Annotated in this window: 12 protein-coding genes; all 12 read left to right on the forward strand. The window is 63.3% G+C overall.

Annotation, left to right across the window (positions count from 1 at the left end; all coding sequences use genetic code 11):
• Positions 1-157: 157 nt before the first annotated feature.
• The 12 genes from ATY75_RS21585 to ATY75_RS21640 all read left to right on the forward strand — a co-directional run bounded on the left by ATY75_RS21585 (position 158) and on the right by ATY75_RS21640 (position 12,039).
• Positions 158-922 carry an SDR family oxidoreductase gene (locus ATY75_RS21585; protein ID WP_010029976.1) on the forward strand — a complete coding sequence of 255 codons (765 nt, stop codon included), beginning with the start codon at positions 158-160 and terminating at the stop codon, positions 920-922.
• Positions 923-935: 13 nt separating this feature from the next.
• A complete protein-coding gene (locus tag ATY75_RS21590) occupies positions 936-1,490 on the forward strand; it encodes a gluconokinase (RefSeq protein WP_088939130.1) in 555 nt (184 codons plus the stop codon).
• Positions 1,480-2,373, forward strand: coding sequence for an NAD(P)-dependent oxidoreductase (locus ATY75_RS21595; RefSeq protein ID WP_088939131.1), 894 nt, complete (start codon positions 1,480-1,482; stop codon positions 2,371-2,373). Before ATY75_RS21590 ends, ATY75_RS21595 begins: the two co-directional genes overlap by 11 nt.
• A 102-nt stretch (positions 2,374-2,475) precedes the next feature.
• Positions 2,476-3,972, forward strand: a complete 1,497-nt coding sequence (locus ATY75_RS21600) for a sugar ABC transporter ATP-binding protein (protein WP_088939132.1) — start codon at positions 2,476-2,478, stop codon at positions 3,970-3,972.
• Between the two features lie 18 nt (positions 3,973-3,990).
• On the forward strand, positions 3,991-5,031 hold the full coding sequence (locus ATY75_RS21605) for an ABC transporter permease (protein ID WP_071092236.1): 1,041 nt from the start codon (positions 3,991-3,993) through the stop codon (positions 5,029-5,031).
• A 49-nt stretch (positions 5,032-5,080) separates the two neighbouring features.
• Positions 5,081-6,178, forward strand: coding sequence for a substrate-binding domain-containing protein (locus ATY75_RS21610; protein ID WP_088939133.1), 1,098 nt, complete (start codon positions 5,081-5,083; stop codon positions 6,176-6,178).
• 89 nt (positions 6,179-6,267) lie between these two features.
• Entirely contained in the window at positions 6,268-6,606 is a 339-nt protein-coding gene (locus ATY75_RS21615) for a hypothetical protein (RefSeq protein WP_088939134.1), read from the forward strand.
• Between the two features lie 233 nt (positions 6,607-6,839).
• Positions 6,840-7,865, forward strand: coding sequence for an ABC transporter substrate-binding protein (locus ATY75_RS21620; RefSeq protein WP_088939135.1), 1,026 nt, complete (start codon positions 6,840-6,842; stop codon positions 7,863-7,865).
• A 34-nt stretch (positions 7,866-7,899) separates the two neighbouring features.
• The gene (locus ATY75_RS21625; protein ID WP_190241403.1) at positions 7,900-8,799 is read left to right on the forward strand and encodes an ABC transporter permease; all 900 of its coding nucleotides are present in this window, start codon (positions 7,900-7,902) and stop codon (positions 8,797-8,799) included.
• A complete protein-coding gene (locus ATY75_RS21630) occupies positions 8,775-9,524 on the forward strand; it encodes an ABC transporter ATP-binding protein (RefSeq protein ID WP_088939137.1) in 750 nt (249 codons plus the stop codon). Before ATY75_RS21625 ends, ATY75_RS21630 begins: the two co-directional genes overlap by 25 nt.
• A gap of 21 nt (positions 9,525-9,545) precedes the next feature.
• Complete coding sequence (locus tag ATY75_RS21635) at positions 9,546-10,913, forward strand: LLM class flavin-dependent oxidoreductase (RefSeq protein WP_088939138.1); 1,368 nt, start codon at positions 9,546-9,548, stop codon at positions 10,911-10,913.
• Positions 10,914-10,968: 55 nt separating this feature from the next.
• Positions 10,969-12,039, forward strand: a complete 1,071-nt coding sequence (locus tag ATY75_RS21640) for an LLM class flavin-dependent oxidoreductase (RefSeq protein ID WP_088939139.1) — start codon at positions 10,969-10,971, stop codon at positions 12,037-12,039.
• Positions 12,040-12,046 lie beyond the last annotated feature (7 nt).

Genomic DNA, 12,046 nt, shown 5'->3' on the forward strand with positions numbered 1-12,046 from the left:
TCAAGATCTCTAGCTCAGGCATTCCATCTCCGTCCCGCATTTTGACAGTTGATTATGTTATCGATAACATATAATTCGAAAAAGCGATGTCAAGTGAGTTTCACCTGAAGTGGCGGTATAAGCCGTCATTCGCAGCGACACCGGAGGAGTTATTTGCATGAAGAACCTGTTTGATCTGACCGGGCAGCTTGCCCTGATCACTGGCTCGAGCCAGGGGATCGGATATGCGCTGGCCGAGGGCCTGGCGCAGCATGGCGCCGAGGTCGTCATCAACGGCCGCACGCCCGAAAGCGTCAAACGTGCCGTCGAGAGCCTCAAGGCGCAGGGACTGTCTGCCCATGCGGCCATCTTCGACGTAACCAGCAAGGACGCCGCCAAAGCGGGCATCGATGCGATCGAGGCCGATATCGGCCCGCTCGACATCCTGATCAACAATGCCGGCATGCAGTTTCGCACGCCGCTGGAAGATTTCCCGGCGGACAAATGGGAACTGCTGCTGACCACCAATATTTCGAGCGTATTTTACGTCGGTCAGGCGGCTGCCAAAGCCATGATCGCCCGCGGCCAGGGCAAGATCATCAACATCGCTTCCGTGCAGAGTGAACTGGCGCGCCCGGGCATCGCCCCCTATACCGCGACCAAAGGCGCGGTGCGCAATCTGACGCGCGGCATGTGCGCTGACTGGGCCAAGCACGGCCTGCAGATCAATGCGATCGCGCCGGGCTATTTCAAGACGCCGCTCAATCAGGCGCTCGTGGACAATCCGGAATTCTCGTCCTGGCTGGAGAAGCGGACGCCGGCCGGACGCTGGGGCAATGTCGAGGAACTTGTGGGTGCTGCTGTCTTTCTCTCCGGCCGTGGCTCATCCTTCATCAACGGCCACACGCTTTACGTCGACGGCGGCATCACCACCTGCCTCTGACAGGGACGCGACGATGAAGCTCGAGAAAGAAACACCGCCTCCGGCCGTCGTCGTCATGGGCGTCAGCGGCTGCGGCAAATCCTCGGTCGGCGAGGGCATCGCCGCGCGAAACGGCATGCGGTTTGTGGAGGGCGATCAGCTCCACCCGGCTCGCAATGTCGAGAAGATGGCGAAGGGCATACCGCTCACCGACGACGACCGCCTGCCCTGGCTCGACCGGATCGGCGCGGAAATAAAGACCGCGCAAGACGCATCGCAGGGATTGGTGATTTCGTGTTCGGCGCTGAAAAGAAGCTATCGGGACAGGCTGCGGCAGGCGGCTGGCGGACGGCTGGCCTTCGTATTCCTCGAAGGATCGCGCGATCTGCTGCTGTCGCGGATGCAGGCCCGTCAGGGCCACTTCATGCCGGCGTCGCTGCTAGACAGCCAGCTGCAGACGCTGGAGCCGCCGACCGGTGAAGTCGGTGTTGTGACGGTGGCGATCGACATGGCTTTGGATGATATGGTGGCGCTGGCCTGTGAGGGGCTGAAAAGCGCGGCCATCAAGGGAGGGTTTCATGCAGGATGATTATCGAGCAGACGTCGCCGTCATTGGCGCCGGCATCATGGGAACGGCGATCGTCACGCGACTGATCGAAACCGGCCACAAAGTCTCGGTCTTCGATCTCGATGCCGAAAAGGTCGCGGCATTGACGGCCAAAGGCGCGCACGCGGCGAGTTCCGTGGCGAGTGCCGTCTCGGCGTCGGAGTTCTGCATTCTCAGCCTCAATCACGCCAGCATCGTGCGCGCCGTCGTCTTCGGCGAGAAGGGGGTTGCGGCGGCGGCCAGCGCCGACAAGCTGCTGATCGACATGTCCTCCATCGACCCTGCCGAGACCGCCGACATGGCGAAACGGCTGCGGGCGGACACCGGCATGGCATGGGTGGATTGCCCGCTGTCGGGCGGCGTGCCTGGCGCGCTCGGCGGCAAGCTGACGATCATGGCCGGCGGCAGCGCCGAGGATTTCGAGCGGGCGCGTGTGGTGATGCGGCATCTTGCTGCCAATTATACGTTGATGGGCGCCTCCGGCGCTGGGCAGACCACCAAGCTGATCAATCAGTTGTTCTGCGCCGTGCTGTTCCAGGCGGTGGCGGAAGCCGTCAAGCTCGCCGAAGCCGGCGGCGTCGATCCCGCAGCCATTCCGGCAGCCCTTGCCGGCGGCAGGGCGGACAGCCGGATATTGCAGGAATTCATGGCGAAATTTGCCGCCCGCGATTTCTCGCCGACGGGCCGGATCGACAATATGCTGAAAGACCTGGATTCGCTTCAGGCCTTTGCGCTGAAGGCCAAGACGCCGCTGCCGATGACGGGTGCGGTGGTGGAGATTCACCGCCTGTTGTGCGCCGCCGGTCTTGGGCCGAAGGACTCTGCCGAGATGATGCGCCTTCTCGACGGATTTCGTCCCGGCTGATGTCATTTCGCGGGGTTGGGGATCGTCATTTTCCGCTTGACTATCGATGAATGTTATCGATAACATATTTTTATAAGAGCTGCAGCTTTGGGAGGAGCCACAGTGGAAGCCAAGAGACTGCTGGAGTTCCAATCGATTACCAAGAGCTTCGGCGGCACGCAGGCGCTGCGTGACGTATCGATCGATCTGCGCGAGGGCGAAATCCTGGCGCTGCTGGGCGAAAACGGCGCCGGCAAATCAACGCTGATCAAGACGCTTGCCGGCATCTACAAGCCGGATCACGGCGACATCCTTTTCCGCGGCCAGAGCTACCATCATCGCCCGCCGAAACCGAACGAGCGGCAGCCGGTCGCCTTCATCCATCAGGATCTCGGTCTGATCGAGTGGATGACGGTCGGCGAGAATATGGGTCTGTCGCAGGGCTTCTCGATGCGAAGCGGTCTCATCGATTGGAACAGGACGCAGGCGCGGGCCAAGGAAGCGCTGAAGCTCGTCGGCTGCGACTTCGATCCGACGACGCGGGTCTCGGCCCTGTCGCGCACCGAAAAATCGCTTGTCGCCATTGCCCGCGCGCTTGCCGTCGAAGCCGATGTTCTGGTGCTCGACGAGCCGACGGCGAGCCTGCCCGCCAACGAAGTCGATCGGCTGTTCAACGCGATCCGTCCCCTGAAGGAGCGCGGCGTCGGCATGATCTATGTCTCCCACCGGCTCGACGAGATTTTCCGTATCGCCGATCGCGTCGCCGTGCTGCGCGACGGATGCATGGTCGGCCAGAAGCCGGTCAGCGAGACCACTCCCGACGAACTGGTGACGATGATCATCGGCCGCAGCAGTGACAGCCTCTTTTCCAAGGCCGAGATCAAGCCCGGCAAGGCGATCGTCGAGGTTCGCGACCTCGTCTGTGCCGGCACGAGCCCGATCTCCTTCGATATCCGCGAGGGTGAGTTGCTCGGGCTGGTTGGATTGCGCGGCGCCGGCCAGGAAAGGATCGGCCGGGCGCTGTTCGGCTGCGAGCCCTTCAACGGCTCGGTCCGGCTGCATGGCGAGGCGCCGGATCTTTCCAGCCCGCGGCAGGCGATGGCGTCGGGTATCGGTCTGATTGCCCGCGACCGGACGGAGGAATCCGTCGCATTGTCGCTGTCCATTCGGGAAAATACCTATCTCAATCCGGGCGCCGTCGGCCGCGGGATTTTCTCCTTCCTGTCGCCGCGTGGCGAAGCCGGTCTTGCCCATGCGATCGGCCATTCCGTCGGCCTCAGGCCGAACGATCCGGATCTGCCGGTGGAGGCGCTGTCGGGCGGCAATCAGCAGAAGGTGGTCGTCGGCCGCTGGCTGGCGACCGGCCGCAAGCTGCTGGTCGCCGAAGACCCGACCGCCGGCGTCGACATCGGCGCCCGTGCGGAAATCTACCGCCTGATCACCCAGGCGCTGGAAGCCGGTCTCGCGGTCGTCGTGGTCTCGACGGATTTCGAGGAAATCGCCCATATCTGCCACCGCGCGCTGGTTTTCTCGCGCGGAAAAATCGTCAGCGAACTGAGTGGAAGCGCTCTGACCACGGAGGCGGTCATCACGGCCGCCTCGGCGTCGGAAGCGGCTTGAGCCATCGGGAGAACAGCCATGCAATCCATTGAATCCACCGCGCTGGAGCCGACCAAGAGCGAAATGGCCGGCCTGTCCACCGGCCAGAAGATCGGCCGCCTGATCCCGGTTTACGGGCTGGTGATCCTCACCCTCGGCCTGATCGTGATCTTCTCGATCCTTCTGCCGGATACGTTCCCGACGGTGCTGAACGTCCGCTCGATCGTCTCCGACAAGGCGATCATCGCGCTACTGTCGCTCGCCGCGATGATCCCGATGGCGTCGGGCCGCATCGACCTGACCGTCGGCTATGGCATCGTGCTCTGGCACATTCTCGCCATCAGCCTGCAGACGGCCTACGGCCTGCCCTGGCCGGTCGCGGTGATCATCGTGCTGGCGCTCGGCGTCCTCACGGGCTTCATCAACGGCCTGCTCGTCGAGGTCGCCAAGATCGACAGCTTCATCGCCACGCTCGGCACGGGAACGGTTCTCTACGCGCTTGCCCTTTGGCACACCGGCGGCCGGCAGGTGGTCGGCGTCCTGCCGGAAGGTTTCTACGCGTTGAACGGCACCATGCTGTTCGGCCTGCCGATCACCGGCTTCTATGTGCTCCTGATCGCGATCTGCATGTGGATCGTGCTCGAATATCTGCCGATCGGCCGTTATCTCTACGCCATCGGCGCCAATCCCAAGGCCGCCGCCCTCAATGGCATCCCGGTCCGCAAATTCGTGATCGGCGCCTTCGTCACATCGGGCCTGCTGGCGGCTCTGACCGGGGTGCTTCTCGCCTCGAAACTGCGCATCGGTCAGGCGAGCGTCGGCCTCGAATATCTGCTGCCGGCGCTTGTCGGCGCATTCCTCGGATCGACGACGATCAAGCCGGGCCGGGTGAATGTCTGGGGCACGCTGATCGGCGTCATCATCCTGGCGGTCGGGATATCTGGAATTCAGCAATTCGGCGGCTCGTTCTTCGTCGAACCGCTGTTCAACGGCGTGACCCTGCTGATTGCCATCGGCATTGCAGGCTACGCCCAGCGCAAGCGCGGAGCTGTGAGGAGGATCACACCCGCATCCAAATGAGGATGCCGGCTCACCGGCATTTCATAACAAACAAAATGGAGGAGTGAACATGAAGCGCAGGACTTTAATGCAGGCAACGGTCGCAACCGTCGCCCTTATGCTGAGCATGCCGGCGATGGCGGATTCGATGGCTGACGCCAAGGCGGTGGTCGACAAATATGCGTCCAAGGTGAGCGCCTGGGATGGCCCGACGAGCGGCCCGAAGGGTGCGAGCGGCAAGAACATCGTCATTCTCGCCGGCGATATGAAGAACGGCGGCATTCTCGGCGTCGTCAACGGCGTTCAGGAAGCGGCCGGCGCTTTGGGTTGGACGGTGAAGGCGCTTGACGGCGCCGGCTCGATCGGCGGACGGACGGCGGCCTTCGGCCAGGCCATGGCGCTGAAGCCCGATGGCATCATCATCAACGGCTTCGACGCCGTCGAGCAGAAGCCGGCGATGGAAGCGGCCAAGGCGGCCGGCATTCCGATGGTCTCCTGGCACGCCGCCTCGGCCGTCGGCCCGGTTCCCGACGTCGGCGTTTTCGCCAACGTCACCACCGATGCAATGGAAGTCTCGAAGTCTGCGGCCGATTGGGCCTTCGCCGATGCCGGCGGCAAGCCTGGAGTCATTATCTTCACCGACTCCACCTATGCGATCGCGATTGCCAAGGCCGACCGCATGAAGAAGGAGATCGAGGATCTCGGCGGCACCGTGCTCGAATATGTCGACACGCCGATCGCCGAAACCTCGCAGCGCATGCCGCAGCTGACCACGTCGCTGCTGCAGAAGTACGGCGCGAAGTGGACGCATTCGCTGGCGATCAACGACCTCTATTACGATTTCATGGGCCCGTCGCTCGCCTCGGCCGGCATTGCCGGCGACGGAAAGCCGGTGAACGTTGCGGCCGGCGATGGTTCGGAGAGCGCCTATCAGCGTATCCGCGCCAAGCAGTACCAGGCCGTCACCGTCGCCGAGCCGCTCAACCTGCAGGGCTGGCAGCTCGTCGATGAGCTGAACCGCGCTTTCGCCGGCGCCCCGTGGTCTGGCTATGTGTCGCCGCTGCACGTGGTGACCAGCGCGAATGTCGAGTTCGACGGCGGGCCGAAGAACAGCTTCGATCCCGACAACGGCTATCGCGATCAATACAAGAAAATCTGGGGCAAATAGGCCTCCGATCAGGGCGTATCGACCGATACGCCCTCCCCGCTCCGCATCACCATCGATCCAGCTCCGGCGAGTTTTGGAAAAGAGAAGCTATGATCATTCGTTATGCCTTGTTTGAAGGCGAAATCCATCCAGGCCGGGAAGAGGAGTTCCGCGCCTTTGTCAGAAAGCGGCTCGTCCCTCTCTGGACGAAATTTCCGGGTGCCGAGGAAGTCCGTGTGCTTGATGGAATGGAGCGCGACGACGGCGCCCCGGTCTATGCGATGGCGCTCGCCATCCGGTATCCCGATATGGATGCGGTCAACGCGGCGCTGCGTTCCGACGTGCGCTTCGAGAGCCGCGAGGTCACCGGTGAATTGCTGCGGCTCTTCACCGGCAAGGTGCATCATCACGTCTTCCAGGCCAACGAGTATCCGCCGCATACCGCCTGATATCCGTCGATGCCGACCACATCGGCGAAGCGCCCGCGACGAGTTGCGGGCGCTTTTTCGATTCTGAACGCGCCCTCATGCGGGACCCGACAGTTACGGCGGCCCGGCTTTTCGGGACAATTTTTTATCCAAGGCGTCATTATTAAATTAAATAGTCTATCGATTTAGTAGATTATATCCGATCTTACCGTGCATCGTTCCTGCAATCAGCAATCGAAACGGGAAGATCGACGATGACATTGGCAAAGACATTCAAAATCGCATTGTTCAGTGTGCTTGGCTTCTGCGCCATGCACAATTCCGCTGCGGCCCAGGCGAATGCTCCCCTCCTTGCCAAGGTGCCGCCGGGCACCGTGCTGACGATCGGCGATCCGGTCACGCAGAAGGCGCTTGAAGTGTCCGGCCTCGATAAAGAGCTGACGTTCGAAGTGAAATGGGCCAATATCAGTGGCGGGCCGCAGACGTCGGAAGCCTTCCGTGCCCATGCGCTCGATGTCGGCTCGGTGGCCGAGATCCCCTCGATCTTTGCCAACTGGAACAACCTGCCCGTCCGCAACATCGCCTATCGCGAACGCCGTGACCCGATCGCCAATCCGATCTACCGCTTCGGCATCGCGCCCGGTGCCGGCGTCAAGACGCTTGCGGATTTCCGCGGCAAACGCATTGCCTTCAGTCCCGGTCAGGCCCAGGGCACGCTTGTCCTGCGCGCGCTTCACGCGGCGGGTCTGAAGAGCAGCGACGTCACCCTCGTGGAATTGCCGAGCACCGGCGACGTATACCCGAAGGCGCTGGCCAGCAAACAGGTCGACATCGCGCCGCTCGGCACCGTCTATATCAGGCGCTACATCACCCAATACGGACCTGACGGCGCCACGCTTCTTGAGCATGGCCTGCGGGATGATCCCGGCCACCTCTATGCACCGCAATGGGTTCTGGACGATCCCGCCAAGGCGGCGGCTCTCGCGGAATTTGTCGGCCTTTGGGCGCGCGCCACCGAATGGGTGAACCGCAACCCGGACCTCTGGATCAAGGAATACTACGTCGGTCAGCAGGGCCTCGGCCAGGAAGACGGGGAATATCTCGTCAAGATGACCGGCGAACAGATCGTCCCCGCCGATTGGAGTGACGTGAAGAAGCGCCATCAGGAAACGATCGACCTGCTGGCGGACGAGCTCGGTTACAAGCCTTTCGACGTGGAGCAGATTTTCGACAATCGCTTTGAAAAGTTCGGTGCGGCGGCTTTGGCCAAGGGCCTGTAATTCTCGATACCCCTTCGCAGAGGAGATCTGAAGCATGGCAACCATTTGGGATGCGGGCGAGGCGAAACTATCGCCGCGACCCGGCAGCAGAATTGAGCATTCAGGTTCACGTCTGGCTAAAATGGCCGGCCCGATCAGCTCTGCCGGCCCTCGTGCCCGGCGCAGACTGGGCCCGGGACCGGCGATACCGCTCGGGCTGCAGATCGGGCCGGCATTGCTGGTCTTGGCCTGGGTCGCCGGCTCGGCGCTCGGCTGGATCGACCCACGCACCCTGTCGGCGCCCTGGACGGTGGTCGAGGCTTTTGTACGGCTGATAGAGCAGGGTCGGCTGCAGGACAATTTCGTGACGTCGGCGACGCGCGCCTTGCTCGGCCTTGGCATCGGCTTGCTGATCGGCACGATCCTGGCCGTCATCGCCGGCCTTTCCCGGATCGGCGAGGCGCTGATCGACGGGCCGGTCCAGATCAAGCGGGCGATCCCGACGCTGGCGCTGATCCCCTTGCTCATCCTGTGGTTCGGCATCGGCGAGAGCATGAAGGTTACGACCATCGTGCTCGCCGTCATCGTGCCGATCTACATCCATACGCACAATGCATTGCGCAGCATCGACAGCCGCTATGTCGAACTGGCCGAGACGCTGCGCATGAGCCGGAAGGACTTCATCCTTCAGGTCGTGCTGCCGGGCGCTTTACCCGGTTTCCTGCTGGGGCTGCGCTTTGCCGTCACCCTCTGCTGGGTTTCTCTCGTCGTCGTCGAGCAGATCAACGCCACCAGCGGGCTCGGCTACATGATCGATCTTGCCCGCAATTACGGGCAGACCGACGTCATTCTCGTCGGCCTCGTGGTCTATGTGCTGCTGGGTCTGGTCTCGGACGGTCTCGTCCGCCTCATCGAACGGAGGGCTCTCTCATGGCGCCGCACCCTGGCAAACTGAAGCCGGCGGCCACGGCCGTCCATGTGCGAAACCTCGTCCGCCGGTTTGCGGCAAAGACGATCCTCGATGGCGTCGATCTCGATATCGCGGAGGGCGAGTTCGTTGCCCTGCTCGGCCGCAGCGGCTCCGGCAAAAGCACGTTCCTGCGCGCCCTTGCTGGGCTCGATCACGGTGTCGAGGGAAGCGGAACCCTTGAGACGCCGGAAAGGCTCTCCGTGGTTTTCCAGGATGCCCGCTTGCTGCCGTGGCGCAGCGTCATCCAGAACGTCACGCTCGGCCTCAACGGCGCCTCCGGCCAGGAAGGCGGCAGGAAGGCTTTGGTGGAAGTGGGACTTGCGGGGCGGGAAGCGGCATGGCCGAACCAGCTATCCGGCGGCGAGCAGCAGCGGGTCGCGCTGGCCCGTTCCCTGGTGCGCGAGCCGGCCTTGCTTCTCGCCGACGAGCCCTTCGGCGCGCTCGACGCGCTGACCCGGCTGAAGATGCATGATCTGCTGCGGGAATTATGCGCAAGGCACCGTCCCGCCGTGCTGCTCGTCACCCACGACGTCGACGAGGCGATCTCGCTGGCCGACCGGATTCTGGTTCTCGACGACGGCCGGCTCATCGAGGATCTCAGGATCGATCTGCCGGCGCCGCGCGATCACGGCGATCCGCGTTTTGCAGAGTTCCGAAGCCATCTTCTCGGCCGGCTCGGGGTCAGCGTCCCCGGCCGCAAAGCAGCCTGATATCAGCGGAGAAGCAAGCCAATGAGCACATCGAAACGGCAAATGCGGCTCGGCGCCTTCATCATGGCGACCGGCCATCATATCGCCGCCTGGCGCCATCCGGATGCGCAGGCCGATGCCGGCCTCAATATCGATCACTACCGGGACCTGGCGCAGACCGCCGAACGCGGGAAATTCGATCTCGTCTTCGTCGCCGACAGCCCCGCGGGATGGGAGCGGGCCGCGGATCCGGAAGCGTTTCGCCGCATTGCCCAGGGCGCTCATTTCGAGCCGCTGACCCTCTGGGCCGCCCTCTCCCAGGCGACCAGTCATATCGGCTTCGTCGCCACGGCATCGACGACCTACGAGGACCCTTATCTTCTCGCCCGCAGATTCGCGTCGCTGGATTATATCTCCAGGGGCCGCGCCGCATGGAACGTCGTCACGACGGGCGCCGACGTTTCGAAGAACTTCTCGATCGCAGGCCATCCCGCCCATGCCGATCGTTATGAGCGGGCCGAGGAATTCGTCGACCTGGTAAAGGGATTGTGGGATTCCTACGAGGACGATGCCTTCATCCGCGACAAGCAAAGCGGGGTCTATCTCGATCCCGACAAGGTGCATCTCGTCAATCACAAGGGCAAGTTCTTCTCGGTGGCGGGTCCGCTAAATGTCGGCCGTCCGGTGCAGGGCTATCCCGTCATCGTGCAGGCCGGCGCATCGGAACCGGGACGCGAACTTGCCGCCCGCACCGCCGAGATGATCTTTACCGCCAATCAGACGCTCGAGGATGCCCAGGAATTCTATTCCGACGTCAAGGGGCGGCTTGCCCGCTACGGGCGGCGGCCGGACGACCTTCTGATCAGCCCCGGCATATTTCCCGTTCTCGGCGGGACGGAGGCGGAAGCTCAAGCGAATTATGAGCATATCCAATCGCTGGTGCATCCCGCTATCGCCTGGAATATCCTTGCCCGCCACTATAGGGGCGTCGATCTTTCCGGCTATTCGCTCGACGATCCCGCCCCTCCCCTGCCTGACAATACCGAACTCAACAAAAGCCGCCTCAAGCTGGTTTCCGACCTGGTCTCGCGCAATCATCTGACGCTGCGCCAATTCTATCTGGCGGTCGCCACCGCGCGCGGCCATCGTACCGTCGTCGGAACGCCCGAGCAGATCGCCGATGCGATGCAGAGCTGGTTCGAGAACGGCGCCGCCGACGCCTTCAACATCATGCCGCCGGTCCTGCCCACCGCGCTCACCGACTTCGTCGATCAGGTCGTGCCGATCCTGCGCCGGCGTGGCCTGTTCCGGCATGAATATGAAGGCACGACGCTGCGGGAGAATCTCGGCCTCCAGCGCCCGCCGAACGGTTTTGCGCTTCAGGCGCAGGCAGCACAGGCAGCCGTATGATCTTCCCGGCCTTTCCTTGGCATCCTTCTTCCAATCCCGAATAAACCGGCATCGCATGAGCAAGCATTCCGAATTTCTCTGGTATATTCCGAACGACGTCAGACCAGGTCATCGCGGCGATTCCGCCGTCGACAACCACAACAGCCTGGATACGCTGACCAGCCACGCGCGGGCGCTGGAGGAGCATGGCTGGAAGGGCGCGCTGATCGGCACCGGCTGGGGCCGGCCCGACACATTCACCGTCGCGGCCTCCCTTGCTGCGCGGACCACCACCTTCGAGCCGCTGATTGCGATCCGCCCGGGCTATTGGCGGCCGGCGAATTTTGCTTCTGCGGCGGCGACGCTGGACCATCTGACGGGCGGCCGGGTGCGGATCAACGTCGTCTCGGGCAAGGACAATCTGGCCGCCTATGGCGACAGCGAGGGCGACCAGGCGCATCGCTATGCCAGGACCAAGGAGTTCATGCGGCTGGTTCGCCGGTTGTGGACGGAGGAAAATGTCACGGCGGGAGGCGATCATTTCCGGGTCGCCGACTCCACCGTGGTGCCGCGCATCGCGGCCCGCGGCGATCGCCGTCATCCCAAATTCTATTTCGGCGGCGCCTCGGAAGCGGCCGAGCGGGTGGCGGCGACCGAGGCCGATGTCCAGCTTTTCTGGGGCGAGCCGCTCGAGGGCGTCCGGGAGCGGATCGAGCGGCTCAAGGGCCTGAGCCGGGAACTCGACCGCGATCTCCCGCCGCTGGAATTCGGGCTGCGGATAACGACGCTGGTCCGCGACACGACGGATGAGGCCTGGGCCGACGCCGAGGCGAAGGTCGCCGAGATGGCCAGGAGCAAAGGCGCCGGCTGGCACGATCACCAGCGCGTGCTCGCCGTCGGCCAGCAGCGGCTGCTCGCTCTCCATGAGCGCGGCGACGTCCTCGACGACAATCTCTATACCGCGCCGGGAAAATTCGGCGGCGGCGGGGCCGGCACCACCTGGCTGGTCGGCTCGGCGGCAGATGTCGCCCGCTCGCTGCGCAAATACCAGGATCTCGGGATCGTGCATTTCGTGTTGTCCGACACGCCCTATCTCTCCGAGATCAAGCGGCAGGGCGATCAGCTTCTGCCGTTGCTGCGCGGCTGAAGTCGGG

Origin of the sequence: Rhizobium sp. N122 (genome assembly GCF_002211295.1) — a bacterium.
Lineage (GTDB): Bacteria > Pseudomonadota > Alphaproteobacteria > Rhizobiales > Rhizobiaceae > Rhizobium.

Excerpts from the sequence above, each read along its gene's own strand:
- ATY75_RS21620 (WP_088939135.1), top strand. The coding sequence starts at position 6,840 with ATGACATTGGCAAAGACATTCAAAATCGCATTGTTCAGTGTGCTTGGC.
- ATY75_RS21640 (WP_088939139.1), top strand. The coding sequence starts at position 10,969 with ATGAGCAAGCATTCCGAATTTCTCTGGTATATTCCGAACGACGTCAGA.
- ATY75_RS21635 (WP_088939138.1), top strand. The coding sequence starts at position 9,546 with ATGAGCACATCGAAACGGCAAATGCGGCTCGGCGCCTTCATCATGGCG.
- ATY75_RS21605 (WP_071092236.1), top strand. The coding sequence starts at position 3,991 with ATGCAATCCATTGAATCCACCGCGCTGGAGCCGACCAAGAGCGAAATG.
- ATY75_RS21595 (WP_088939131.1), top strand. The coding sequence starts at position 1,480 with ATGCAGGATGATTATCGAGCAGACGTCGCCGTCATTGGCGCCGGCATC.
- ATY75_RS21585 (WP_010029976.1), top strand. The coding sequence starts at position 158 with ATGAAGAACCTGTTTGATCTGACCGGGCAGCTTGCCCTGATCACTGGC.
- ATY75_RS21610 (WP_088939133.1), top strand. The coding sequence starts at position 5,081 with ATGAAGCGCAGGACTTTAATGCAGGCAACGGTCGCAACCGTCGCCCTT.
- ATY75_RS21625 (WP_190241403.1), top strand. The coding sequence starts at position 7,900 with ATGGCAACCATTTGGGATGCGGGCGAGGCGAAACTATCGCCGCGACCC.
- ATY75_RS21615 (WP_088939134.1), top strand. The coding sequence starts at position 6,268 with ATGATCATTCGTTATGCCTTGTTTGAAGGCGAAATCCATCCAGGCCGG.
- ATY75_RS21630 (WP_088939137.1), top strand. The coding sequence starts at position 8,775 with ATGGCGCCGCACCCTGGCAAACTGAAGCCGGCGGCCACGGCCGTCCAT.
- ATY75_RS21590 (WP_088939130.1), top strand. The coding sequence starts at position 936 with ATGAAGCTCGAGAAAGAAACACCGCCTCCGGCCGTCGTCGTCATGGGC.